Here is a 24,572-nt window from a genome sequence, read left to right on the forward strand (position 1 = left end):
CTATTTTCGTCGTCCCCTTGCCGCGCCTTCCCGCGCCGCCAAAATCAAATGCACGAACAATCGAGTCCAGGAGATCACCATGGGCCTTCAAGAAACTCGCATCGAGTCGCTGCCGTTTGTGACCGCTGAACTGAACTATCTCGCGCCGACGCCGGGCAAGCCCCGGACCTACGCTTTCGACCCGCCGCCCGGCGAACCCAAATCCACCGCGCTGCCCGAAGCCCACAATGTTCCGATCTTCGACGGGCGCCTGATCGCCGACAGCTTCTCGCTCGACCGCGAAGGCTTTGCGCTGGTCAAGCATCCGACCAGCGTGAAGGACTATTACGACGACAATGAAGTCCGCAACGTCTACTACCCGGCGGTCGAGGCGTTCCTGAAGGCGACGCTGAAGGCCGATCGCGTCTTCATCTTCGATCACACCGTGCGCAAGCGCGTCGAGGGCGCTGCCGACATCCGCGGCGGCGGACCGCGCCAGCCCGCGACCCGGGTCCATGTCGACCAGACCGCGATCTCCGGCCACAACCGGGTGTTCGAACACCTGCCTAACGAGGCCGAGCAACTGGTCAAGGGCCGCGTCCAGGTGATCAATCTGTGGCGTCCGATCCGCGGTCCGTTGCGCGATTCACCGCTCGCGATGGCCGACGGCACCACGATCGCGCCGGAAGATCTGATCGCCTCCGACCTGATCTATCCGAACCGCAGCGGCGAGACCTATTCGGTGAAATACAATCCGAACCACCGCTGGTTCTACATCCCCGAGATGACGCCGGACGAGGCGATCCTGCTGAAATGCTACGACTCGGCGACCGACGGCCGGACCCGCTTTGGGCCGCACACCGCGTTCGTCGACCCGACCACGCCGGCCGACGCCGCGCCGCGCGAGAGCATCGAGCTGCGTACGCTTGTGTTCCATAAGCAATAGTCATCACGACAACGCTTCGACGAATCGTCATGCCCGGGCTTGACCCGGGCATTCACGTCCAAGTCTCCATCTCTAAGACGTGGATGGCCGGGACAAGCCCGGCCATGACCGCATCAGGGCCTCCGACAGAGCGTTGCCTTCAAAGTTGGCACCGCCAGCCCAATAATGTTACGCCCGTCCCTGGGATGCCCGGGGAATAAGCGATTCATGGACGGCGTGGTGACGAAGGAAGAGGCGGGGATCGGTTTCCGCGCCCTGGTTCTTGCGCTTCTGGCATTGGCCTCCGGCCATATGCTGTCGACATTGCTGCGAACCATCCCGGCGATCAGCCTCGATTTGATGGCGCGGGATTTCGGCACCTCGCCGCAGGCGCTGGCGAGCCTGACCTCGATCTATCATTTCTCCTTTGCCGCCTCGCAGATCCCGGTCGGCGCCGCCATGGACCGCTTCGGCGTGCGGCCGGTGTCGCTCGGCCTGCTCACCGGCACCGTGGTCGGAACGCTGGTCTCGGCGCTGGCCACCGGTCCCGCGAGCTTCGTGCTCGGCCAGTTGATGCTCGGCGTCGCCACCTCGGGCATGCTGATGTGCCCGATGACGCTCGCCGCCAAGCAGATGTCGGCGGCGAAGTTCGGCCTGTGGTCCGGCCTGATCCTGTCGATCGGCAATATCGGCATGCTGTTGTCGGCGAGCCCGCTGGCCTTCGTGGTCGATCAGTTGGGCTGGCGCGCCGGCTTCTGGCTTTCGGCCGGCTTCGGCATCGTCGTGCTGATCGCGGTGTTCGCGCTGGTGCCGCGCCAGCCGGCGGCGCATGCCGATGAATCCTCGCCGCTGCGGCAGATGGCCGAGGTGCTGCGGCTCGGGCTGTCGCGCGGTCTGCGCGGCCTGATCGCGCTGTCGCTGGTGTCGCTCGGCGCCTCGCTGGTGCTGCGCGGCCTGTGGGCCGGGCCGTGGCTGATGGATGTGAAGGGTCTGAGCCGCATCGAGGCCGGCAATGTGCTTGGCCTGTTCACGCTGGCGATGATCGTCGGCCCAGCCTGTATCGGTGCCTTCGATCGCAAGTTCGGGCATCGCCGTACCGTGGTGGCGGCAACCCATGCGGTCGCCGCTTTGTTGCTGGTCGTGATGGCAGGCGGCGCGCCGCATTTCCCGGTCTCCAACCTGTTCGGCGTTGCCGTGATGCCGACGCGGTATGACCTGGTGCTGCTGATCCTGATCGGGCTGGTGACGTCGGCGCAGCCCTTGATCTACGGCATGACGCGGCAGCTGGTCGATGCCCAGAACACCGGCAAGGCGCTGTCCTCGGTCAATCTTGCGTTCTTCCTGGGCGCCGCGCTGCTGCAATCGAGCACCGCCGGCGTCGCGGCGCTGTTCGGGCTGCCCGCGGTGCTGCTGTTCATCGCGGCCGCGCTGCTGATCGGGACTGCGCTGTTTTGGGTCTATACCTCGACGGCGGCGACGGTAAGATAGCGGCCGGTTCCACCGCTTCCGGAAGTCACGTGCCCACGCCCGCCAAGATCGATCCGATCACCCGCTCCGTCGTCCAGCACCGCCTGTCGTCGATCGTGAAGGAGATGGGCGAAGCCATGCTTCGCACCTCCTATTCGCAGATCCTCAATTCGAGCCGCGATTTCTCGCTGGCGATCTGCGACACCAGCGGGCGGCTGATCGCGCAGGCCGATCACATCCCGGTGCATGTCGGGGCGCTGCCGTGGGCGACGCTGGCGGTCGAGGAGCGCTTCAAGGAGATCGCGCCCGGCGACGTCATCCTGCTCAACGATCCCTATCAGGGTGGCAGTCATCTGCCCGATCTGACCGCCTTCGTGCCGGTGTTCGACGGCGGAAAAAGGCTGCTGTGGACCATCGTGCGCGCGCATCAGAGCGACATCGGCGGCGCCACCCATGGCGCCTACAATCCGGCTGCTACCGAGATCTATCAGGAAGGCATCCGGATTCCGCCGATCAAGCTCTACGAGGCCGGCAAGCCGCGCGAGGATCTGCTCGACCTCCTGGCTTTGAACATCCGCAATCCCCGCGAATTCCGCGGCGACCTCGCGGCGATGCTCGGCGCCGCGCATCTCGGCGAACGCCGCGTCTCAAAATTGTTCAGCGAGTTCGGCGCGGAGACGGTCGAGGCCGCGATCGAGGCGATCTTGGACGCCACCGAGCAGCAGACCCGCGCCGTGGTGTCGACCTGGAAGGACGGCGTGTTCACCGGCGAAGCGCTGCTCGACGACGACGGCCACGGCCGCACCGACATCAAGATCGCCGCCAAGGTAACCAAGAAGGGCAGCGACATCGAGGTCGATCTCACCGGCTCCGACCCGCAGTCGACCAGCTTCGTCAATTCCTCGCATGCCAACATGCAGGCCGCGGTCGCGATGGCGTTCGCCTATCTGATCGACGCCGACATTCCGAAGAATACCGGCGCGCTGCGGCCGCTCAAGGTGGTGGCGAAGCAGGGCACCATCGTGTGGGCCGATCCCGGCCGGCCCGTGACCTTGTGCACCAGCCATCCCTCCAACGAGATCGTCGAAGCCATCATCAAGGCGATGTCGGCGTCCTGTCCGGACCGCGTGATGGGCGGCTGGGGCCGCCGGTTCCGCATTGCGATCCAGGGCGAGGATCCGCGCAACGGGCGCAATTTCATCTGGCACATGTTCCAGGCGCGGCCCGGCGGCGGCGCATCGCCCGGTGGCGACGGCTATTCCTCGATCGGCGAGTGGCATTCGGTCGGCGGACTCAAATTCGGTAGCATCGAGGTCGCCGAGGTGCGCTTCCCGCTGCATTTCCGCCAGCACGAGTTCCGGCCGGATTCCGGCGGCGACGGCCGGCATCGCGGCGGACTCGGCGTCGCGCTCGACATGGTGCTGGAGATCGAGAAGCCGGCCCGCGGCAACACCGCCGGCGACGGCGCGCGGCATGGCCCGTGCGGCATGCTCGGCGGCAGTGATGGCGAGCCGCATCACTATCGCTTGCTCTCCGAGGGCCGCGAGCCGCGGGTGCTCAGGACCAAAGAGGTCGGCATCGAGCTGCGTCCCGGCGATTGCCTCGAGATCCGCTCGTCCGGCGGTGGCGGCTGGGGACCGCCCGAGCAGCGATCGGCGCAGGCGCGGGCGCGCGACGTCGCGCAAGGTCTGGTTTCGAAGGCGGTATAGGGCAGCGATGTATACGATTGGCGTTGACGTCGGCGGCACCTACACCGATCTGGTTGCGACGGATCAAACCGGGCGAACCGTGTTCGCGAAATCGCCTTCCACGCCGGCCGATCAGTCGATCGGCGTGATGGCCGGACTGGACGAGCTGGCGCGGCGTCTCGGCGTCACGCGCACGGCGATGCTTGCCGCCACCGACCGCCTGGTGCACGGCACCACGGTCGCGACCAACGCGCTGCTGGAGCGCAAGGGCGCAAAGGTCGCGCTGCTCACCACCGAGGGCCATCGCGACGTCGTCGAGATGCGCGAAGGGCTGAAGCCGGATCGCTACGATCTGCGCACGCCGCCGCCGGAGCCGCTGGTGCCCCGCGAGCGCCGCTTCGGCGTACGCGAGCGGCTGAAGGCCGACGGCAGCGCTGCGGTGGCGCTCGATGCCACGGCGCTCGGCGACGTCATCGCCGAGGTGAAACGATCCGGCGCGAATTCGGTCGCGGTGTGCTTCCTGCACGCCTATCTCAATCCGGCGCATGAGCTTGCCGCGGTCGCACGGCTGGCGAAGGAATTGCCCGAGATCAGCGTGTCGCGTTCCAGCGACGTGCTGCCGCAGATCAAGGAATATGAGCGCGTCTCGACCACCATCGTGAACGCCTATGTCGCACCGACGGTGCGGCGCTATCTCGCCAATCTGGAGCGCGGCCTGCATGAGGCCGGCTTCAAAGGGTCGCTGTTCGTCGTGCTGTCGCATGGCGGCATGGCGCCGGTGGAGGAAGCCTCGCGGCTCGCCGCCGGCACCGTGCTGTCGGGGCCGGCCGGCGGCATCTCCGGCAGCCGCCGCTGCGCCGAGATGCTCGGGATTCCCGATCTGGTGCCGTTCGACATGGGCGGCACCTCGACCGATATTTCGCTGATCGCGGATGGCCAGGCGTCGCTGTCGGCCGACGGCATGCTGGCGGGCCAGCGTATCGCGCTGCGCAGCCTCGACATCGCCAGCATCGCGGCCGGCGGCGGCTCGATCGCGAGCGTCGACGGCAGCCGCACCTTGCGGGTCGGGCCGGAGAGCGCGGGCTCGGTGCCGGGCCCGGCTTGTTACGGCAATGGCGGCACCGCGGCCGCCGTGACAGACGCCAATGTCGTGCTCGGCTATCTCGATGCCGCGGCCTTCATGGGCGGCGCGCGGCCGCTCGATCGCGCGGCATCGGAAGCCGCGGTCGACCGGATCGCTGCGGCGCTCGAACTGTCGCGGATCGAGGCTGCCGCCGGCATCTACAAGATGATCAACCTGAAGATGGCCGACGGCATCCGCCTGATGACCTTGCGCCGGGGCGTCGATCCCAGAAAATTCGCGCTGCTCAGTTTCGGCGGCGCCGCCGGCATGCACGCGGCCGAAGTCGCGCGCGAGCTCGAGATCAAGCGCATCATCGTGCCGACAGTGGCCTCCGTGCTGTCGGCCTGGGGCATGCTGACCAGCGACCTGCGCTACGAGGTCAGCCGCACGCATTACGGCACGGGGCGGATTTCCGCCGACGAGGTGCGTGCGCTGTTCGCTGCCCTGGAGGCGCAGGCGGCGGGCCGCCTGCGTGACTGGTTCAAGGGCGACATCGCGATCGAGCGCTCGGCCGAGATGCGTTACGGCGAGCAGGTGTTCGAGATCGACGTGCCGCTCGGTGACCTCGATCTCGGCGCCGCCGATCTGGTAGCGCAGATCGAGGAGCGTTTCCATCGCCGCCATGAGGAGCTCTACACCTATGCCTCGCGTGGGCAGGAGGTGGTGTTCGTCAATGCGCGTGTCGCCGCGGTCGGCAAGGTGGCGCCACGCGGCAGCGAGGCTGGCGGGACGCCGTCGGCTGCGCCCTGCGCACCGCGCGGCAAACGGCAGGCCTGGTTCGGTGCCTGGCGCGAAGTGCCGGTTTATGCGCTCGACGACCTCAAGCCGGGGCAATCGCTGGCTGGTCCCGCTGTGATCGAGGCCGAAACCACCACGGTTCTGGTCGATGATGGCGACCGCGTCGCGGTCAATCCGCTGGGCTGGCTCGACATAACATTGCGCTGAGGTCCATCTCCGCCATCAACATTTCATTTTTCCGGCATCCGCTTGGGCGATAAGCTCCGTTCGCTGGGAGGGAGCGCCGGCTAGTCGCCGACGTTTGTGGCGATGTTGATGCAAACAAAACGACAACCCGTGCTTTCGACAGTCCTGGCCCTCGCAGCTGTTCTCGCGGCAGCGCCGTTGCGCGCGCAGCAGGCGTCGGAGGCGGCCGGCAGCGAAATCCGCATCGGCAATGTGATGCCTTACACCGGGCCGCTCGCCGCGTTCGCGACCATCGGGCGGGCCGAGGCGGCCTATTTCGACATGGTCAACGAACATGGTGGCATCAACGGCCGCAAGGTCAGGTTCGTCTCGGTCGATGACAGCTCCAATCCGAAGACCGCGATGGAGCAGACCCGCGATCTGGTCGAGCAGCACGATGTGCTGGTGATGTTCGGCTCGTTCGGCACGCCGAGTAACCTCGCCGTGCGGAAATATCTCAACGAGAAGAAGATCCCGCAGCTGTTCGTCGCGTCCGGCGACGAGGAATGGGCGCATCCCGCGAGCTTTCCCTGGACCATGGGCTGGCAGCCGACCTTCCGCGCCGAGGGACGGATCTATGCCAATTACATCCAGGCCGCCTATCCTTCGCGCAAGATCGCGGTGCTCTGGCAGAACGACCAATTCGGCCGCGACCTGTTCAAGGGATTGCAGGAAGGGCTCGGCGACACCGCCGGCATGATCGTCGCCGACCTCGCTTTCGACGCATCGGAGACCGCGATCCAGAACCAGATCGGGATCCTGAAGAATTCCGGCGCCGACATATTGGTGTTCGACGGCGCGCCGGCGATCGCGGCGCGCGCGATCCGCGTCGCCGCCGACCTCGACTGGCATCCGGTGTTCATCCTCGACAATGCCTCGGCATCGATCGCCAGCGCATTGCGGCCGGCGGGCCTGCAAAACTCGCTCGGCGTGATCTCGACCTCGTTCCTGAAAGACGCCGGCGACGCCGCCTGGAAGAACGACCCGCAGATCAAGGCGTGGGACGCCTTCATGGACAAATACTACCCCGACGGCGACAAGGACGACATCTATGCCGTGTTCGGCTATGCCGCCGCCGACACGCTGATGCAGGTGCTGCGCCAATGCGGCGACGACCTGTCGCGCGACAACATCATGCGGCAGGCGGCGTCGCTGAAGAACTTTCAGAGCCCGATTGCGCTGCCCGGAATCGTCATCAACACCGGGCCGAAGGATTTCCGCCCGATCAAGCAGATGCGGCTGGTGCAGTTCGACGGCAATGCCTGGCAGCCGATCGGCGACGTGATCGAGAGCGCGTTCACGCCGGTGCGGGAGGATAATTGAGGGGGGCGTGCGCTGGGTTTATCCGTCGTCCCGGCGAAGGCCGGGACCCATTACCCCAACTGAGACTTGTTTTGCTCCGCTGGGGCAATAGTCCCTTTCACCCGATGCAGCGGTGGTAATGGGTCCCGGCCTTCGCCGGGACGACGGAGAGAGTTACTTCTTCAGCCCGTAGTTCAGCAACCCGCCCTTATTCTTCGGCGGATGCGCGCGCAGGCCTTCTTCGTTCGGCTCGGTGCCCCAGCCCGGGCGGTCCGGGATCACCAGATGGCCGTCGACGAATTCGGGCACATGGGTGAACAGCTCGTGGTCCCAGGCCAACCGGTCGATGTCGGTCTCCATGATCCTCAAGTTCGGCACCGCGGCGCAGAAATGCGCGTTCATCATGGTGCAGAGATGGCCGTAGAAATTATGCGGCGCGACGTTGACCTCGAAATGCTCGGCTGCGGCTGCGATCTTCATCGATTGCCACACCCCGTTCCACGGCGTGTCGATGATCGCGACGTCCATCGCTTGCTCGGTGAAATAGGGTAGGAATTCGCGCAGGCCCAATAGCGTTTCGCAGGACGAGATCGGGTGCGGGCTCTGGCGGCGGATATAGCCGAGCGCCTGCGGGTTGAAGGTGTCGATCTCGACCCAGAACATGTCCATCTTCTCGATGGCGCGCAGGATCTTCAGATAGCCTTCGGTCTTGGCGTTGAAGTTGAGGTCGAGCAAAAGGTCGACATCCGGCCCGGCGCCGTCGCGGATCGCCTCCAGATGCATGCAGAGATTGCGCAGCACGGTGCGGTCGACATTGATCTCGGGCTGGAATGGCGAGCCGAAACCAGGGCGCCAGCCCTGCGGCTTGCCGTCGGTATAGACGAAGATGTTGGTCTTCATCGCCGTGAATTTCTTCTCGCGCACCTCGGCGCCGATCGCCTTGACGCCGTCGAGATCAGTGATGGCCGGCTTGTACCAATCGGGATGATTGATGCGCCAGGTCGCGCAATGCGACCAGTAGACCCGCACACGGTCGCGGATCTTGCCGCCGAGCAGGTCGTAGCAGGGCACGCCGAGCGCCTTGGCCTTGACGTCGAGCAGCGCGTTCTCGATGGCGCCCAACGCCAGCGCCACCACGCCGCCGGCGGCAGGCCGCGTCGCGGCGAACAGCTCGACATAGATCCGCTCATGCTCGAAGGCGTTCTTGCCGATCACCCGCGCCGACAGCCGCTCGATCGCCGCCGTCACGCCGGGCGCGCCAAAACCCTCGTCATATTCGCTCCAACCGACCAGCCCATCCGTGGTCGTCACCTTGACGAAGTGATAATTCCGCCAGCCGGCATCGCAGGCGAGCGTCTCGACGCTTTTGATCGTGGTGGATTTGCTCATGGGTTCCTGCCCGGCGTTTGTTGATGTTGGGCAAGTTCAACAACGGATCGGCGGACGCGTCAATTCGCGGCAGGGCAAGGCGACAATGCGCGCAGGTTGGTGCTGCGACGTGCGCCGACCTGCCTAATCGATCCGTCACCCTGAGGAGCGCGCTCTTGCGCGCGTCTCGAAGGGTCGACGGCCCGGCTCTCTCCGCGTGGATGCTGGCGGGCCGTGTATCCTTCGAGACGCCGCTTTGCGGCTCCTCAGGATGACGGGGAAGGAGCAGTCGGCCGGAACAATCTCGGCCGCTGGCGCTCGAAGGTCTTGCGGCCGCGCTTGAAGCCCATCAGCACATCGGGCAGCTCGGCGATCGCATTGGTTCCGCTGTCGCAATCGAGCACGACGAGGTCAGCGGGGTTACCGACGGCGATGCCGTAATCGCTGAGGTTCATCAGCCGCGCCGGCAGCTCGGTGACCAGATCGAGGCAGGTTTCGAACTCGCCGATCCCGGCATGCGCGGCATTGGCGTAGAGATTGGCCATCCGCAGCAGCGACGCGTCGCCGAACGGTGTGAACGGGTTTTGCACATTGTTGGTCGCGACCGAGCACAGCACGCCACTGGCCACGAGCCGATGCGCAGCGGTCAGGCCGCGCGGGGCATTGTGCGTTACGTCGCGGCCCATCAGATAGAGGTCGGTGGCGGGCAGCACGGTGACCGCGACACCGGCTGCGGCGAGACGCGCGCTCGCCGCCTTCAACCTGTCGGGCGGCAGCGCGGAGAGTTTGGTCGCATGTCCGATCGCAACGCGGCCGTGATAGTTGCGCCGCTCGGTCTGCCGGCAGACCTCTTCCATGTGCCACCACGACGGATCGAGATCGAAGTCGAGATGCAGGTCGACATCGATGTCGAATTGCTGCGCCAGGTCGAAGATGCGCGAAATATGCGCGTTCGGGTCGGTGTCGACATAAGGACAGCCGCCGATCGCCTCGGTGCCGTCGTGGAGTGCCGCGACCAGCAGCTCGTCGGCGCCGGGGTCGTTGGTCAGGCCTTCCTGCGGAAAGACGCAGACCGAGAGATCGAGCGCCCAGGCGTAGTCGCGTTTCAGCGCCTTGACCGCCTCGAAGCCGCGCAATCCGATCCGCGGGTCGATCTCGACATGGGTCCGCATCCGCGTGGTGCCCGCGGTGATCGCGCGCTCGATCACCCCGGCGCCGCGCGCGTAGACGTCCTCGACCGTGAAATCGCGCTTCATCGCCGACACCGCACGGATCGCGTCCGCGACGCTGTTGTGGTCGTGGCCGCAACGGCCGAGCAGGCAGGCCTTGTCGAGATGGATATGGGTGTCGACGAAGCCGCCCAGCGCCAGCCGGCCGCCGAGGTCGACCTCGACAGTCTCGCAGGTAAGCCGTGGCGCGATCGCGGTGATCCTGCCGTCGGCGATGCCGATATCGACCGCGGACGCCGATCTGCGCGTCACGGCATTGCGGAAGACCAGGTCGAAGGCAGGTTTCGCGATCATCGGGGAAGAAACATCAGGATGGTCTCAGCCTAGCGGAAGCGCGGGGAACCGGCAGCATCAGATTGTGTGCAGATTGCTGGTCAAATTGTTTAAAAAATGTGCATGCACTTTGGCAGCCAGATTGTAGAGTCTTGACGATCCTTGGAGCCCCGTCATGTCCGTCACCGCCGAAACCAATGCCCGCCCGCTGACCGATGCCGAGATCGTCGAGGCCTATCTGACGGCGTCAATGATCCCCGATCCCGACGCGGCGGCCGCCTATATGAAGCCGGGCACCGTGATCACCTTCACCGGCGGACGTGAATTCGACCATCCGCGCGGGCCGACTGGCTTCAACGCCAGGCGCTATCGCTGGGTGAAGAAGAAGATGGACCGTTTCGACGTCTGTCCCGGCGCCGGCGAGACCGTCGTTTACAGCGTCGGCACGCTCTACGGCGAATGGATCGACGGCACGCCGTTCGAAGGCAACCGCTACGTCGACCGCTTCGTGGTGACGGGCGGGCAGATCGTCAAGATGGACGTCTGGAACGACAGCGCCGAGCGGATTCTGGTGCAGCGGGGGATCGAGGGGTAGCCCCGCTGTCATGCGCCGCTTCAAGCGGGGGCATCCAGTACGCCGCGGCTTCTCGGTGGATCACGAATGCCTCTGGAATACTGGATCGCCCGGTCACGGCCGGGCGATGACGCCGAAATGGGGTTACCTTCCCCGCGCTGCCTTCGGCAGCTTCACCACCCGGTCGCCGCTCGCCTCATCGGCATAGGGCGCCAGAATATCCAGCAGATCCCGGCCGCGCTGCGGTGTCGGCGCGACGAGGGCGCGGGTCGCGACCGAGTCCAGATGGCTGTGCATCAGCCCCATCACCTTGTCGGCGTCGCCCTTCACCAGCGCTCCGATGATCGCGCGGTGCTCGTTGATCGCGCATTCCGATGAATGCGGCCGGCTGTACAGCGACAGCGTCAGGCAGCAGCGATAGGCGACCTCGCTGACATAGCGCACCAGGATCGGGCTGTTCGTCATATGGGCGAGCAGGATGTGGAATTCGGTGGCGAGCCGGATCGATACCGCGTCGGTGCCGTCGCGGGCGCGATCCTCGGCGTCGACATGGGCAGTCAGTTCGGCGATCTGTGCCTTGGTCAGCTTGCCGGCGAGTTGCCGCACCACCAGCCGCTCCAGCTCGATGCGGATGTCGAAGGCATCGCGCGCCTCCTGCCAACTCGGCGTCGCCACCACGGCGATGCGGTTGCGGCGCAGCTCGACCAGGCCTTCGGCGGCGAGTTGCCCGAGCGCATGCCGCGCGATGGTGCGGCTGACGCCGAAGCGTTCGCCCAGCGAGTCCTCGGGCAGTTTTGCGCCGGGCTCCAGCGCCTGCTCGATGATCGCCCGCCGCAGCGCGCGGCAGATCACGCTGACCTTGTCGGACGATTCAGCCGTCTTGCTGGTGTCGGCACGCGCCGCCATTGCCGCGAATCCTTCTCGAAAGCTGCTTCAAGTCCTCTCTATCATACCGGCAAAACAATCGGGCGCCCCAATTGCATGCAGTTTGGGCTGTAGATTGCCTAAAAGGAATCCGGCGTTGCGGGCGCCGTCCGCGCGATCCCCTTGATTTTCAATGGGGCGACTGCTGGCATCCAGCTTGCATGCACTTTGCTCGTGATGCGCATGCAACCAAATTCCGATTTCGCCGGCGAGCCGATGGCCGCCGGATCCGCGCCGACTGCCATCGAGCTGTCGGAAGCCTCCGTCACCTTCGGCCGCGGCGCCCGCGCCGTGCCGGCTTTGTCAAAAACCACGCTGCGGATCGCCGACGGCGAGTTCGTCGCGCTGGTCGGCCCGTCCGGCTGCGGCAAGTCCACCATCCTGCGGCTGGTCTCAGGCCTGGCGCGGCCGACCACCGGTGTCGTCATCGTCGGTGGCCGCGAGGTCGCGGCGCGCGCGATGCGGGTCGGCATGGCGTTCCAGAACCCGACCATGCTGCCGTGGATGACGATCGAAAAGAACATCATGCTGCCGCTGAAGATCGTCGAGCCGTTCCGCTCGCAGTTCCGCAGGCTGCGCAAGACCGAATTCCGTGACAAGGCCAATGCGCTGCTCGAACAGGTCGGGCTGAAGGGCTTTGGCGGCCGCTATCCGTGGCAGCTTTCCGGCGGCATGCTCCAGCGCGCCAATCTGTGCCGCGCATTGATCCACGAGCCGCGCATGCTGTTGCTCGACGAGCCGTTCGGCGCGCTCGACCAGTTCACCCGCGAGGAGCTGTGGGGAATCCTGCAAGCACTCTGGATGACCCACAAGCCGACCGTGCTGCTGGTCACCCACGATCTGCGCGAGGCCGGATTCCTGGCGAGCCGCATCTGCGTGATGAGCGCGCGGCCCGGCCGCATCCTCGATGACTCCCGGGTCGACTTTGCCCGGCCGCGCACCGTGGCGATGACCTTCGAGCCGGATTTCGTCGCGCTCAACCAGAAGCTCCGCGCCTTCATCGTCGATGCGCGCAGCGCCGCGCGAGAGGGAGCCTGACCATGTCCGTGTCAGATATCCGGCAGAAGGCCTGGTCCGCCGCGTTGATCGTGCTGTTCTTCGTCGCCTGGGAACTGTTCTGCGTGATGACGGGGATGTCGGACCTGGTGCTGCCGCGGCCGTCGCAGGTCTTCGTCACGCTGTTCGAGAAATTCCCGATCCTGTGGCCCCATATCGTGCAGACGCTGGTGACCACGATGATCGGCTTCGTGCTCGGCGTGGCCCTCGGCGTCGCGCTCGGTGCCGTGATCGGGGTGTCGAAAACCGCCTACGACACCTGTTATCCGCTGCTGGTCGGGTTCTCGTCGATCCCGAAGGTCGCTGTGGTGCCGATCTTCGTGCTGTGGTTCGGCTCCGGCACGGTGCCGGCAGTGCTGACCTCGCTGTCGATCTGCTTCTTTCCGATCGTCGTCAACATCGCAACCGGCCTCGCCACCACCGAGCCGGAGCTCGAAGATGTCCTGAAGGCGCTCGGCGCCAGCAAGTTCGACATCCTGTGGAATGTCGGGCTGCCGCGCACGATGCCGTTCTTCTTCGCCTCGCTGAAGGTCGCGGTGTCCTACGCGTTCGTCGGCGCGGTGCTGTCGGAGACCGTCGCCTCGAACCGCGGCATCGGCAATGTGATGATGACCGCATCCTCCAATTTCAACGTGCCGCTGGTGTTCGCCGGGCTGTTCGTGCTCGCCGGGCTCGGCGTCGCACTCTACGTGCTGTTCTCGCTGATCGAGGGCCAGGTGACGGGCTGGGCGACACGCAAGGACAATGTCATCGCCACCTGAGTCTCACGCCATCGCCATTCACCGAAGTTGAGGAGGTCGTCATGCTGAAGACAATAAGCGCCGCGTTGCTGGGACTTGCCATGGTGGCCGCGCCCGCTCGCGCCGAGGAAACCACCATCAAGTTTACGCTGGGCTGGAAGACGCAAGGCTCGGATGCCGCGTTCTTCTACGCCAAGGATCACGGCTACTTCAAGGAGGAAGGCCTCAACGTCGTGATCGACCAGGGCGAGGGCTCCGGCGCCACGGTGACGCGCATCATGTCGGGCGCCTACGACGCAGGCTTCGGCGACGTCAACGCGATCATCCAGAATGCTGCGGCCAGGCCGCAGGATGCGCCTGTGATGGTCTACATGATGTGGAACCAGCCGCCGTTCGCGATCGTCGCCAAGAATTCGAGCGGCATCAAGTCGATCAAGGATTTCGAGGGCCATACGCTGGGCGGCGCGCAGGGCACGCCGACCACGCGGCTGCTGCCGGTGTTCGTGCACAAGAACGGGCTCGACGGCGACAAGATCAAGATCTCCAACATGGCGCCGAACCTGCAAGAGCCGATGCTGATCAAGGGCGATATCGACGCCGCGCTGGTGTTCAACATCACGAGCTACTTCAACCTGGTGCTGAACCGCCAGGATCCCGACAAGGACTTCAAATGGTTCTCGTTCGGCGACTACGGGCTCGATCTCTATTCCAACGGCGTGATGGTGTCGCGCAAGCTGATCGCGTCGAACCCGAAGGCGGTGGCCGGCCTCGTCCGCGCCATCAACAAGGGCGCGATCGCGGTCGCCAAGGACCAGAACGCCGCCATGAAGGCCGCGCTCAACTACGACAATCTGATCAATGTCGACGTCGAGAAGCGCCGGCTGCAATATTCCTTCGAGAAGCTGATCGTCTCGCCGGAGATGAAGGAGATCGGCATCGGCGACGTCAAGGACGACCGCATGGCCCGCGCCATCGGCTTCATCGTCGAGGGCTACCAACTCGCCCGCACGCCGACCCCGGCCGAAGTGTTTTCGCGTGATTTCCTGCCGCCGCGGGCGGAGCGGGAGTTGGTGTACACCGCGAATTGACATAGCCCGTCATTGCGAGCGAAGCGAAGCAATCCAGGTCTCGGCTCGGGATAGCTGGATTGCTTCGTCGCTTCGATCCTCGCAATGACGGCGGAGGACGTTGCGATGGACGTCACGGCAACCCGCTTGTTCTCCGGTCCCGACGGCGGCATCCGCAACGACGTCGTGCTCCATCATGACGCCGGCGTCATCACCGATATCTCCGCAGCCGCGAGCCCCGCGACCGGCCCGCGCTGCCTGATCCTGCCCGCCTTCGTCAACGCCCACGATCACGCCCGCCCGCGGGCGTCGAGTTTCGGCGCGGTCGGCATGCCCTTGGAGAGCTGGATCCTGCGCACGGTGCTGGGCACGCCGGTCGATCCCTATCTGGCCGCGGCCGCGGCGTTCGCTCGTGCGGCGCAGGCCGGCTGCGCCGCGATGATGGTGCACTACACGCGTCCGAGCGGCACCATGCCGCTGGTCGAGGAAGCCCGGGCGATCGCGCGCGCCGCCAGCGACGTCGGCATCCGCATCGCGTTTGCGATCGCGGTGCGCGACCAGAACCCGATCGTCTATGGCGACAGCGAGCCGGTGCTCGCAGCGCTCGCCGGCGACGACCGCAGCACGATCGAGCAGTTGTTTGTTCGGGCCCCGATGTCGCCGAAAGCCCATATCGAGCTGACCGATGCCATCGCCGCGGCGATCGCCGGGCCGAAGGTCGATGTGCAGCTCGGTCCCGCCGGCGTGCAGTGGTGCTCGAAGCCGCTGCTTGAGGCGGTCGCGGAAAACTCCGCGCAGACCGGCCGCCGCGTTCACATGCATCTGCTCGAGACGATCTATCAACGCAGGTGGGCCGATCAGTATTTTCCCGGCGGCGTCGTCCGCTATCTCCGCGATATCGGCCTGCTTTCGGAACGGCTGACGCTGGCGCATTGCATCCACGCGCGGCCCGACGAGATCGAGATGATCGCGGCGTCCGGCGCCCGCATCGTCACCAATTTCTCGTCCAATCTGCATCTGCGCTCGGGACTGGCGCCGATCGCCGCGGCACACGAATGCGGCTGCGCGATCGCGGTCGGCGTCGATGGTCTGGCGCTCGATGAAGACGATGACATCCTGCGCGAGATGCGGCTGGTGCAGATGATGCACGGCGGCCTCGGCTTCAAGCGCGGCTGGACGGTGCCGGAATTCTTCGCGCTCGCGATCCGCAATGGCCGCCGTGCCGTCGGCGCCCCGGGAACGGGCGAGCTTGCCGTCGGTGCGCCGGCCGATTTCGTCAGCATCGATCTCGACCGCCTCGAACGCGATCAGATTCTCGATGCCGATCCGCTCGAGCTGCTGTTCGCGCGCGGCAATGCGTCGCTGGTCGATCGGCTTGTGGTCGATGGTCGCACCGTCGCCAAGGTAGGCCGGTGCCTTGGTGTTGATCTTCCGGCCATCGAGCTGGAACTGTGCGGCATCCATCGTGCGAGCTGCGCCACATACGCGCATGTCTTGCGCGCATGGCCGCGACTTTCGAACGCGCTGCGACACTGGTTCGAGGCGCAGCTCACCTGCAATTAGCGGCGCAATCGTCGCTTCACGCCGAGCGCCAGATGCGGTCGTAGCGCAGTCGAACGCGCTAATTCCGTCAAGCGGAAGAAAATTCCACTTGCATCACACAGTCCGCGCGGCTTCAAGATCGGCAACAAGAAACTGAGTCAGTCGCTCCGTCACCGGCTGGTCATGTTGCTCGCGAGGAAGCCTGATGGGCGCGTTGTCGCATTTGCGGATAGTCGAGATCGGAAGCGCTGCGGCGACGAGCTATTGCGCGCGGCTGTTCGCCGATTTCGGCGCCGACGTGCAGAAGATCGAGCCGCCCGCGGGCGATCCGCTTCGACGCACCGCGCCGCTGACGCCGCAAGGCCACAGCGCATGGTTTGCGTTTCTCAATTTCAACAAGTCGAGCGTCGTTCTCGACAAGCATGAGGCCAATGCCGCCGCGCGCTTGCGCGAGTTGGTCGCCGGATGCGACATCCTGCTCGACGGGCGTGGCATCGCCGCAGCCGATTGTCCCGACATCGATCTCGCCGCGCTCAAGCGCGATAATCCCGGCCTGATCCATCTCGATCTCGCATGGTTCGGCGATCGCGGTCCCTATGCCGATTTCGTCGCGACCGACTCGACGATCCGGGCGCTCGCCGGCCTGGTGAAGCTGGTCGGGCCCGAGCAGGGGCCGCCGATGCACGCGCCGGATTTCCAGGTCGGCATTCTCGGCGGGCTGTGGGGCTTCATCGCAACCGCGTCCTCCGTGCTCGGTCGCATGCAGGACGGGCGTGGTCGGATCAGCCATCTCAGCCAATTCGAGGCCAGCATCGCCGTCACCGAATACATCATGTTCGAATCGTTCTCGCGCGGCGACATCATGCGGCGGATCGGCGTCAACCGGTTCTGGCCGACCTTTCCGGTCGGCATCTACCAGACCAAGCAGGGCTGGCTCGGCGTCACCACGGTGACCCCGGCGCAGTGGCGTTCGTTCTGCGAGATGCTGGGCCTGACCGAGCTGCGCGACGATCCGACGCTGTTCATGGGCGTCGATCGGCTGCAACGCGTCGCCGAGATCGAAGGCAAGATCCTGCCGAAGCTGAAGCAGCACACCGCGCAGGAATGGTTTGCCGAAAGTCTCAAGCGCAAGATCCCGATCGTGCCGGTGCCGGAGATAGCGGATCTCATCGCGGACCAGGAGAAGCGTTCGCGCGGCGCCATCGTCCCGATCACGATCGGCGAGGAAAGCGGCTTCTCCTGCGGCACGGTGCAGCGGTTGACGGCGACGCCGCCGCTGCCGGGAGGCCGCGTGCCTGACATCGGCGAGCCGCAGGCCGGGCGTACCGCCGCGCCGCGCGTGCCGGTGCCGAAGCCATCCGCGACCAGCCGCCTGCCACTCGAAGGTGTTCGTGTGGTCGACTTCTCGATGGGCTGGGCGGGACCGATCTGCACCCGCACGCTGGCCGATCTCGGCGCCGACGTCATCAAGATCGAGGCGATCCAGTACCCGGACTGGTGGCGCGGCGTCGACCGCCGCCCGGCCTATGTGCTGGAGCAGATGTACGAGAAGCAGCTGCGCTACTGCATCATGAACCGCAACAAGCGCGGCATCACGCTGGACCTGACGCGGCCGAAGGGGCTTGCGCTGGCCAAGCGCCTGCTCGCCGATGCCGATCTCGTGGTCGACAATTACTCGGTCGAGGTGCTGCCCAAGCTCGGCCTCGGCTACGACGTGCTGAGCAAGATCAATCCGAAGCTCGTGATGATGTCGATGTCGGCGTTCGGCGCCGGCAGCGTGCATCGCGATTGCCGCGCCTATGGTTCGACGCTGGAGCAGGGCTCCGGCCTGCCGAGCGTGGTCGGCGATGCCGGCGGGCCGCCGGTGATGAGCCACACCGCATTCGGTGACGCGGTCGGCGGCCTCAACGGCGCGGCCGCGGTGTTGACCGCGTTGATCCACGCCAGGCTGACCGGGCAGGGCCAGTTCATCGATCTCGCGCAGATCGAATGCATGATGCCGTTCGCCGCGCCCTGGATCGTGGCGCATTCGATCGACGGCAAGCCGCCGGCGAAACATGGCAACCGCCATCCGGACTTCGTGCCGCATGGCTGTTTCCGCTGTGCCGGCGACGACAACTGGATCATGGTCGCGGTCTCCGACGATGCGATGTGGCCGAAGCTCGCGCGGCTGCTCGGCCGCGCGGACTGGGCGAGGGACGAGACGCTCAGGACCGCCGCGGGCCGTCGTGCCATCGAGGCTGAGATCGAGGCTGCGATCACGGCCTGGACCTCGACGCGCGATGCCGATGCGGCGATGGGTGTGCTGCAATCCGCCGGCGTCGCGTCGGGCGTGGCACGGCTGCCGATCGATCTTCTGAAAGATCCGCAGCTGCATGCCCGTGGCTTCATCCAGGACGTCGACCGCGCCTTCATCGGCAGGCATCCGCAGCCATCGATGCCGTTCCGCGAAGGCGATGCGCCGTTCGCGATCCGCTCGGTGCCGCCGACGCTCGGCGAGCACAACCGCGAGATCCTCGGCGGCATGCTCGGCCTCTCCGATGCCGAGCTCGACGAGCTCGCGCGTGAGGGCATCATCGGCACCGAGATGCTGATGGATGAGCAGTTGGTGAAAGAGAACAAGCGGGCGGCGGGCTGATGGAAACCGGCCAACCGGCACAGCGCAAGGCGGACGGTGCGCGCGACGGCGCGCGGCCGCTGCTGTCCGTGCGCGGGCTCGGCATCCGTTTCAAGACCTCGCAGGGCATCTGGCAGGCGACGCGCCGGATCGACTTCGACGTCGCGCCCGGCGAGCGGATCGGCATCGTCGGCGAGAGCGGTTGCGGCAAGACCATCACCGGGCTGTCGATCCTGCGCCTGTTGCCGGGCAATTTTGCCGGGCTCGACGGCAAGATCCTGTTCGACGGCGCCGACCTGGCGTCATGCAGCACGCGGCAGATGCGTGCCATCCGCGGCAAGCGCATCGCGATGATCTTCCAGGAGCCGATGAGCGCGCTCGATCCGGTCTTCACCGTCGGCCACCAGATCGCCGAGACGCTGCGCGTCCATACCGATGTTTCCCATGAGGAAGCGCGCGCGAAGACGCTGGAGATGCTGCGCCGCGTCGGCATCGCCTCGCCGCAGCGGCGGATCGACGACTATCCGCATCAGCTCTCCGGCGGCATGCGCCAGCGCGTGATGATCGCCGCCAGCCTGATCTGCGGGCCGCAACTGCTGATCGCGGACGAGCCGACCACCGCGCTCGACGTCACCGTGCAGGCGCAGATCCTCGAACTGCTGCGCGACATCAGCGAGACCTCGAAGACCGCACTGATGCTGATCACCCACGATCTCGGCGTCGTTGCCGAAACCTGCACGCGCATGATCACGATGTATGCCGGCGAGGTGATCGAGGACGCCACCGTCGACGAGGCGCTGGTGCGGCCGCTGCATCCCTATACGTCGGGCCTGCTGCGCTCGCTGCCGCATTTGAGCCCGCGCCACGGCCGGCTGCCGTCGATCCCGGGCCGGGTGCCGTCGATTGCCGAGATGCCGGCCGGATGCCGCTTCCGCGCCCGCTGCGCGCATGCGGCGAAAGGCTGCGAGACGGAGCAGGCATTGCAGGACGCCGGCGGCGGCCGCAAGGTGCGCTGCCATCGCTTCGCCGAGCTCAATCTACCCGGCGCGCTGCATCCGCCCGACACTGCCACAGGCGCGAGGGTCGCGCGCCAATGACCGCAGCCACTCCCGAGCCCCGCCGCGACGCCATTATCTCGGTGCGTGACCTCCAGGTCCGCTTCCAGACCTCGGACCGCCGCGCCACCGTGAAGGCGGTCGACGGCGTCAATTTCGACGTCCGGCGCGGCGAGACCTTCGGCATCATCGGCGAGTCCGGATCGGGCAAGACCACGATCGGCCGCGCGCTGGTGTTCCTGCTGAAACCCAGCGCCGGCGCCATCCTGCATGACGGCATCGATCCGCTGGCGCTGTCGCGCGGGCAATTCCAGCACCACCGCCGCGACTACCAGATCATCTTCCAGGACCCGAACGCCGCGCTGAACCCGCGCATGACCATCCTCGCCTCGGTGCTGGAGCCGCTGGAGCTCGCCCGCATCGGCGACCGTGCTGCGCGCGAGCGGCAGGCGAGGGAGGCGCTGGAGCGCGTCGGCCTGCCGCAGGAGTTCGGCGAGCGCTATCCGCACCAGCTGTCCGGCGGCCAGAAGCAGCGCGTCGTGATTGCCCGCGCGCTGACCCTGAAGCCGAAACTGATCGTCTGCGACGAGGTGGTGGCGGCGCTCGACATGTCGATCCGCGGCGACGTGCTCAACCTGTTCGCCGATCTGCAACGCGACCTCGGCCTGACCTACGTCTTCATCACCCACGATCTCGCCGTGGTGTCGCATATCAGCGAGCGTGTCGCGGTGATGTATCTCGGCCAGTTCGTCGAGCTCGGCCCGACCGAGGAGGTCGCCGAGCGGCCGCTGCATCCCTACACGATCGCGCTGCTCTCGGCCGAGCCACGGCCGCTGCCTTCGTCGATGCGGCAGGATAGCCGCATCGTGCTGCAAGGCGAAGTGCCGAGCCCGATCGATCCGCCGTCGGGCTGCCGTTTCCGCACCCGCTGCCCGCATGCGCAGCCGCTCTGCACCGAGCGCGTGCCGGAGTGGCGCGAGCTGAAGCCCGATCACTGGGTGGCCTGCCACTTCGCCGACCGCCCGAATTTTTCGCCCAATTGAACGCACCGGAGGGATGCCATGACAATGACGACACGACGCGAGGTGATGGCGTTGCTCTCGGGCGCACTGGCCAGCACGACCATCGGCGGCCGCGTGTTCGCGCAAGCCGCGCCGAAGAAGGGCGGCACCTTGCGGATCTCGGCGCCGGCCAATCCGTCGAGCCTCGACCCCGCCACCGGCGGCGCCGGCTCCGACCACGCCTTCCTGTTCACGATGTACGACACGCTGGTCGAGTGGGAATTCGAGACGCTGAAGCCCAAGCCGGGACTTGCCGAGAGCTGGAAGTTCACCGATCCCAGTACGCTGGTGCTCAACATCCGCTCGGGTGTCAGCTTCCATGACGGCACGCCGCTCGATGCGGAAGCCGTGAAATTCAACCTCGATCGCAACCGCAGCGATGCGAAGTCGAACATCAAGGCCGATCTGCTGTCGGTCGACGCGGTCGAGGTCACCGGCCCGCAGCAGGTCACGCTGAAACTGAAGACGCCGGATACGGCCTTGCCGGGCATCCTGTCCGATCGCGCCGGCATGATGGTGTCGCCGACGGCATTAAAGGCGGCCGACGGCGGCGTCGTGACCCGCAAGCCGGTCGGCGCCGGCGCCTACGCCTTCGTGAGCTGGGCCGACGGCGAGAAGATCGTGGTCAAGCGCAACGAGAAATACTGGAAGCCGAACCGGCCCTATCCCGACGGCATCGAATTCTCGATCATTCCGGAGCTGACGACGGGCGCACGCTCGGTCTCGGCGGGCCAGAACGACCTGATCTATCAGCTGCCGCCGCGGCAGAAGGCGATCATCGAACGCGCGTCGAGCGTCAAGGTGGTGCACGGCCCGACGCTCTATGTGTTCCAGATCTTCCTGAACTGGGCGAAGCCGCCGTTCGACAACGTCAAGGTCCGCCAGGCGCTGAACTTCGCGATCGATCGCGAGGCCTTTGTCAAGGCCGCGCTCGCAGGCCTGGCCGAGCCGGCCTACATGAACCTGCCCAAGGCGCACTGGGCCTATGATGCCGAGGTCGCGAAACTCTATCCCTACGATCCCGACAAGGCACGTAAGCTGCTCGCCGAGGCCGGCTTCAAGGAAGGCACCCCGATCGAGATCGGTGGCTACACCGATCAGGATTCGGTGCAGCGCGAGGAGATCCTGATCGAGCAATTGCGCAAGGCCGGTATCAACGTGAAGTTCGTCAACGGCACGGTCGCGGAAGCCTCTGCCGCCTTCTTCGGTGCGGAGAAGAAGGGCGCCGGGTTGCTCTCGGCCTGGACCGGGCGGCCCGACCCGAGTCTGACCTATTCGCTGATGTTCACCAAGGACGCCTATTTCAATGCCGGCCGCGCGGGCGTGCCCCCGGAGCTCGAGGCCGCGATCAAGGACTCGCGGGCCTCTGAGGATATCGAGGTCAGGCGCAAGGCCTTCGCCGCGGTGCAGCGGCTGGTGATGGAGAACGCCTTCGTGGTGCCGTTGGCGTTCCAGTTCGAGCTGGTTGCCATGAACAAGAAGGTGCAGGGCTATCGGCCGAACCTGCTCGGCAAGCCGAAATACGACGACGTCTGGCTGGAGAGCTAGCATGATCCGGAAAAGTGCGAAGCGGTTTTCCGAACCAGATCATGCTCAGAAACCAGATCATGCTCAGAAAAGGAGTTAGAGCACGATGATGTTCCATCACAATCTCATCGTGCTTTAACGATGGCGCGACGGTCACCAGTCAAGGTCATCGGCAGCCGCCTGTTGCAGGCGCTGCCCGTGATCGTGCTCGCGACCTTGATGGTGTTCGCGCTGCTCAAGCTGGTGCCCGGCGACATCGCCGTGACGCTGGCAGGCGACAACGCCACCGATGCGCGGATTACCGAGATCAGGCAGCTCTATGGTCTGGACCGGCCGTTCCTGGTGCAATATGGCGCCTGGCTCGGCCATGTCGTGCAGGGCGATCTCTCGCAATCACTGCTGACCGGCGAGAAGGTCGCCGATTCGATCGGGCGCGCTTTCCCGAACACGCTGCTGATCGTCGTGATCGCGCTGGTGCTGGCGCTGGCGACCGGCATCCCGATGGGCGTGATTGCCGCGATCAAGCCGAACGGCTGGATCGACAAGCTGATCAGCATGATCGCCTCGCTCGGCGTCGCGGTGCCCGGCTTCTGGCTGGCGATGATCCTGGTCGCGGAATTCTCGCTGAAGCTGAACTGGCTGCCGGCGACCGGCGCGAAATCCTTCAGCGCCTCGCCGATCGATGCGATCAGGCACGCGCTGCTGCCGGGGATCGCGATCGCGGCCTACGGCATGGCGGAGGTGGCACGCCAGCTCCGCGGTGCGTTGCTGGAGGTGCTGTCGTCGCAATATGTCCGCACCCTGCATGCCAAGGGGCTGTCGATGTCCCGCATCCTCTGGCAGCACGGGCTGAAGAATGTCGGCGTCAATCTGCTGACGATCATCAGCCTCCTGGTCAACCGCATGCTGGCTGCGACCGTGGTGATCGAAGCGGTGTTCGCGATCCCCGGGCTCGGCAGCCTGATCGTGCGCGGCGCGATCCAGCGCGATTTCCCGATCGTGCAGGGCGTCGTCTTCACCATGGTGGTGGTGGTGATCGCGGTGAACCTGATCGCCGATCTGCTATGCGCGGCGATCGATCCGAGGATCGAGCAATGACCGATACCGCGCTCGCATCCCCGAAGGCGCCGGCCAGGCCGACCCGGCTGCGGCGTCTGCTGCGCTGGCTCGCCGGTGACCTCCGGGCCGCGCTGTCGATCCTGGTGCTGTCAGTGCTGGTCATCGTCGCGATCGGCGCGCCATGGATCGCGCCCTACGCGCCGACTGCGCAGGACGTCAACAACATGCTGGCGCCGCCCGGACCGCTGCATCTGCTCGGCACCGACGATCTCGGTCGCGATGTGTTCTCGCGCCTGATCTATGGCGCGCCGGCCACCGTCTATGCCAGCCTGCTCGCGGTCGGCGTCGCGGTCCTGATCGGGCTGCCGGTCGGCCTGATCGCCGGCTATTTCGGCGGCTGGATCGACGACATCGTCAGCCGCATCATCGATACCTTCCTGTCATTCCCGGCCATCGTGCTGGCGATCGCGGTGACCGGCGCACTCGGCATCGGGCTGACCAACGGCATGATCGCGATCGGCATCACAATGTTTCCGGCGCTGGCCCGCATCGTCCGCGCCCGCACGCTGATCGTGCGGCAGGAGCTCTATGTCGATGCGTCCAGGGGCTTTGGCGCGCCGACCTGGCACATCCTGTGGCGCCACGTGCTGCCGAACACGTTGCAGCCGGTCATCGTGCAGGTGACCTTGCTGCTCGCCGCCGCGCTGCTGGCGGAAGCCAGCCTGTCGTTCCTCGGCCTCGGCATCCAGCCGCCGGATCCGAGCTGGGGCGCCATGCTGGCGCGTGCCTATCAATACATGGAGATTGCGCCCGAGCAGATGTATGCGCCGGGCCTTGCCATTCTCGTCGTCTCCCTGGCGTTCAATGCGCTGGGAGAATCCTTGCGTGTCGTCCTCGATCCCACGATGAAGGATCGTTAGAGCATGATCATGTCTCCTGGCCGCGCGTGCTCGTTCACCTCGCCCCGCTTGCGGGGAGAGGTCGAAATTTGCGCGCAGCGCGAATTTCGGGTGAGGGGATTCTCCACAAGCGG

At 66.0% G+C, this 24,572-nt stretch carries 19 protein-coding genes; 16 read left to right on the plus strand and 3 right to left on the minus strand.

The features are described from left to right. The first annotated feature begins 79 nt into the window (after nucleotides 1-79). The 5 genes from CWS35_RS16775 to CWS35_RS16795 all read left to right on the plus strand — a co-directional run bounded on the left by CWS35_RS16775 (nucleotide 80) and on the right by CWS35_RS16795 (nucleotide 7,468). Entirely contained in the window at nucleotides 80-925 is an 846-nt protein-coding gene (locus tag CWS35_RS16775) for a CmcJ/NvfI family oxidoreductase (protein ID WP_024580770.1), read from the plus strand. 207 nt (nucleotides 926-1,132) lie between these two features. Then, entirely contained in the window at nucleotides 1,133-2,392 is a 1,260-nt protein-coding gene (locus CWS35_RS16780; protein WP_024580771.1) for an MFS transporter, read from the plus strand. A 29-nt stretch (nucleotides 2,393-2,421) separates the two neighbouring features. Continuing rightward, the gene (locus tag CWS35_RS16785; protein ID WP_100952586.1) at nucleotides 2,422-4,080 is read left to right on the plus strand and encodes a hydantoinase B/oxoprolinase family protein; all 1,659 of its coding nucleotides are present in this window, start codon (nucleotides 2,422-2,424) and stop codon (nucleotides 4,078-4,080) included. Between the two features lie 7 nt (nucleotides 4,081-4,087). Then, nucleotides 4,088-6,127: a hydantoinase/oxoprolinase family protein gene (locus tag CWS35_RS16790; RefSeq protein WP_100952587.1), complete on the plus strand. Its 2,040-nt coding sequence runs from the start codon at nucleotides 4,088-4,090 to the stop codon at nucleotides 6,125-6,127. A 108-nt stretch (nucleotides 6,128-6,235) separates the two neighbouring features. After that, nucleotides 6,236-7,468: an ABC transporter substrate-binding protein gene (locus CWS35_RS16795; protein WP_100956425.1), complete on the plus strand. Its 1,233-nt coding sequence runs from the start codon at nucleotides 6,236-6,238 to the stop codon at nucleotides 7,466-7,468. 153 nt (nucleotides 7,469-7,621) lie between these two features. Here the strand turns inward: CWS35_RS16795 and CWS35_RS16800 are convergent, their stop codons facing one another. Together CWS35_RS16800 and CWS35_RS16805 are read right to left on the minus strand one after the other, a co-directional pair. After that, nucleotides 7,622-8,836, minus strand: a complete 1,215-nt coding sequence (locus CWS35_RS16800; RefSeq protein WP_024580775.1) for a mandelate racemase/muconate lactonizing enzyme family protein — start codon at nucleotides 8,834-8,836, stop codon at nucleotides 7,622-7,624. Between the two features lie 245 nt (nucleotides 8,837-9,081). After that, a complete protein-coding gene (locus CWS35_RS16805) occupies nucleotides 9,082-10,338 on the minus strand; it encodes an amidohydrolase family protein (protein WP_100952588.1) in 1,257 nt (418 codons plus the stop codon). 154 nt (nucleotides 10,339-10,492) lie between these two features. On the opposite strand from CWS35_RS16805, the gene CWS35_RS16810 reads away from it, so the two are divergent. Further along, nucleotides 10,493-10,912 carry a hypothetical protein gene (locus CWS35_RS16810; protein ID WP_100952589.1) on the plus strand — a complete coding sequence of 140 codons (420 nt, stop codon included), beginning with the start codon at nucleotides 10,493-10,495 and terminating at the stop codon, nucleotides 10,910-10,912. A gap of 123 nt (nucleotides 10,913-11,035) precedes the next feature. On the opposite strand, the gene CWS35_RS16815 is transcribed toward CWS35_RS16810, so the two are convergent. Next, nucleotides 11,036-11,797, minus strand: coding sequence for a GntR family transcriptional regulator (locus CWS35_RS16815; RefSeq protein WP_100952590.1), 762 nt, complete (start codon nucleotides 11,795-11,797; stop codon nucleotides 11,036-11,038). Between the two features lie 201 nt (nucleotides 11,798-11,998). Between CWS35_RS16815 and CWS35_RS16820 the strand changes: the two genes are divergently transcribed. The 10 genes from CWS35_RS16820 (at nucleotide 11,999) to CWS35_RS16865 (ending at nucleotide 24,459) form a co-directional block, all read left to right on the plus strand. Further along, complete coding sequence (locus tag CWS35_RS16820; protein ID WP_100956427.1) at nucleotides 11,999-12,853, plus strand: ABC transporter ATP-binding protein; 855 nt, start codon at nucleotides 11,999-12,001, stop codon at nucleotides 12,851-12,853. Between the two features lie 2 nt (nucleotides 12,854-12,855). Continuing rightward, nucleotides 12,856-13,632 (plus strand): ABC transporter permease, encoded by a 777-nt coding sequence (locus tag CWS35_RS16825; RefSeq protein ID WP_100952591.1) that lies wholly within the window; start codon nucleotides 12,856-12,858, stop codon nucleotides 13,630-13,632. 41 nt (nucleotides 13,633-13,673) lie between these two features. Beyond that, nucleotides 13,674-14,699 (plus strand): ABC transporter substrate-binding protein, encoded by a 1,026-nt coding sequence (locus CWS35_RS16830; protein WP_100952592.1) that lies wholly within the window; start codon nucleotides 13,674-13,676, stop codon nucleotides 14,697-14,699. An 84-nt stretch (nucleotides 14,700-14,783) separates the two neighbouring features. Continuing rightward, nucleotides 14,784-16,241: an amidohydrolase family protein gene (locus CWS35_RS16835; protein ID WP_100952593.1), complete on the plus strand. Its 1,458-nt coding sequence runs from the start codon at nucleotides 14,784-14,786 to the stop codon at nucleotides 16,239-16,241. 184 nt (nucleotides 16,242-16,425) lie between these two features. Next, the gene (locus CWS35_RS16840; RefSeq protein WP_100952594.1) at nucleotides 16,426-18,858 is read left to right on the plus strand and encodes a CaiB/BaiF CoA-transferase family protein; all 2,433 of its coding nucleotides are present in this window, start codon (nucleotides 16,426-16,428) and stop codon (nucleotides 18,856-18,858) included. Continuing rightward, the gene (locus CWS35_RS16845; protein ID WP_100952595.1) at nucleotides 18,858-19,934 is read left to right on the plus strand and encodes an ABC transporter ATP-binding protein; all 1,077 of its coding nucleotides are present in this window, start codon (nucleotides 18,858-18,860) and stop codon (nucleotides 19,932-19,934) included. The genes CWS35_RS16840 and CWS35_RS16845 overlap by 1 nt, the downstream gene beginning before the upstream one ends. After that, entirely contained in the window at nucleotides 19,931-20,935 is a 1,005-nt protein-coding gene (locus tag CWS35_RS16850; RefSeq protein WP_024580785.1) for an ABC transporter ATP-binding protein, read from the plus strand. The genes CWS35_RS16845 and CWS35_RS16850 overlap by 4 nt, the downstream gene beginning before the upstream one ends. Before the next feature lie 18 nt (nucleotides 20,936-20,953). Beyond that, nucleotides 20,954-22,501 (plus strand): ABC transporter substrate-binding protein, encoded by a 1,548-nt coding sequence (locus CWS35_RS16855; RefSeq protein ID WP_100952596.1) that lies wholly within the window; start codon nucleotides 20,954-20,956, stop codon nucleotides 22,499-22,501. A gap of 120 nt (nucleotides 22,502-22,621) precedes the next feature. After that, nucleotides 22,622-23,578: an ABC transporter permease gene (locus CWS35_RS16860; protein ID WP_024580787.1), complete on the plus strand. Its 957-nt coding sequence runs from the start codon at nucleotides 22,622-22,624 to the stop codon at nucleotides 23,576-23,578. Then, on the plus strand, nucleotides 23,575-24,459 hold the full coding sequence (locus CWS35_RS16865) for an ABC transporter permease (RefSeq protein ID WP_100952597.1): 885 nt from the start codon (nucleotides 23,575-23,577) through the stop codon (nucleotides 24,457-24,459). Before CWS35_RS16860 ends, CWS35_RS16865 begins: the two co-directional genes overlap by 4 nt. Nucleotides 24,460-24,572: the final 113 nt, after the last annotated feature.

The organism is Bradyrhizobium sp. SK17 (assembly GCF_002831585.1).
Lineage (GTDB): Bacteria > Pseudomonadota > Alphaproteobacteria > Rhizobiales > Xanthobacteraceae > Bradyrhizobium.

Bases quoted from the DNA above. Each gene is read 5' to 3' on its own strand.
- CWS35_RS16775 (WP_024580770.1), top strand. From the start codon at position 80: ATGGGCCTTCAAGAAACTCGCATCGAGTCGCTGCCGTTTGTGACCGCT.
- CWS35_RS16780 (WP_024580771.1), top strand. From the start codon at position 1,133: ATGGACGGCGTGGTGACGAAGGAAGAGGCGGGGATCGGTTTCCGCGCC.
- CWS35_RS16790 (WP_100952587.1), top strand. From the start codon at position 4,088: ATGTATACGATTGGCGTTGACGTCGGCGGCACCTACACCGATCTGGTT.
- CWS35_RS16795 (WP_100956425.1), top strand. From the start codon at position 6,236: ATGCAAACAAAACGACAACCCGTGCTTTCGACAGTCCTGGCCCTCGCA.
- CWS35_RS16800 (WP_024580775.1), bottom strand. From the start codon at position 8,836: ATGAGCAAATCCACCACGATCAAAAGCGTCGAGACGCTCGCCTGCGAT.
- CWS35_RS16805 (WP_100952588.1), bottom strand. From the start codon at position 10,338: ATGATCGCGAAACCTGCCTTCGACCTGGTCTTCCGCAATGCCGTGACG.
- CWS35_RS16810 (WP_100952589.1), top strand. From the start codon at position 10,493: ATGTCCGTCACCGCCGAAACCAATGCCCGCCCGCTGACCGATGCCGAG.
- CWS35_RS16815 (WP_100952590.1), bottom strand. From the start codon at position 11,797: ATGGCGGCGCGTGCCGACACCAGCAAGACGGCTGAATCGTCCGACAAG.
- CWS35_RS16820 (WP_100956427.1), top strand. From the start codon at position 11,999: ATGCAACCAAATTCCGATTTCGCCGGCGAGCCGATGGCCGCCGGATCC.
- CWS35_RS16825 (WP_100952591.1), top strand. From the start codon at position 12,856: ATGTCCGTGTCAGATATCCGGCAGAAGGCCTGGTCCGCCGCGTTGATC.
- CWS35_RS16830 (WP_100952592.1), top strand. From the start codon at position 13,674: ATGCTGAAGACAATAAGCGCCGCGTTGCTGGGACTTGCCATGGTGGCC.
- CWS35_RS16835 (WP_100952593.1), top strand. From the start codon at position 14,784: ATGACGGCGGAGGACGTTGCGATGGACGTCACGGCAACCCGCTTGTTC.
- CWS35_RS16840 (WP_100952594.1), top strand. From the start codon at position 16,426: ATGGGCGCGTTGTCGCATTTGCGGATAGTCGAGATCGGAAGCGCTGCG.
- CWS35_RS16845 (WP_100952595.1), top strand. From the start codon at position 18,858: ATGGAAACCGGCCAACCGGCACAGCGCAAGGCGGACGGTGCGCGCGAC.
- CWS35_RS16850 (WP_024580785.1), top strand. From the start codon at position 19,931: ATGACCGCAGCCACTCCCGAGCCCCGCCGCGACGCCATTATCTCGGTG.
- CWS35_RS16855 (WP_100952596.1), top strand. From the start codon at position 20,954: ATGACAATGACGACACGACGCGAGGTGATGGCGTTGCTCTCGGGCGCA.
- CWS35_RS16860 (WP_024580787.1), top strand. From the start codon at position 22,622: ATGGCGCGACGGTCACCAGTCAAGGTCATCGGCAGCCGCCTGTTGCAG.
- CWS35_RS16865 (WP_100952597.1), top strand. From the start codon at position 23,575: ATGACCGATACCGCGCTCGCATCCCCGAAGGCGCCGGCCAGGCCGACC.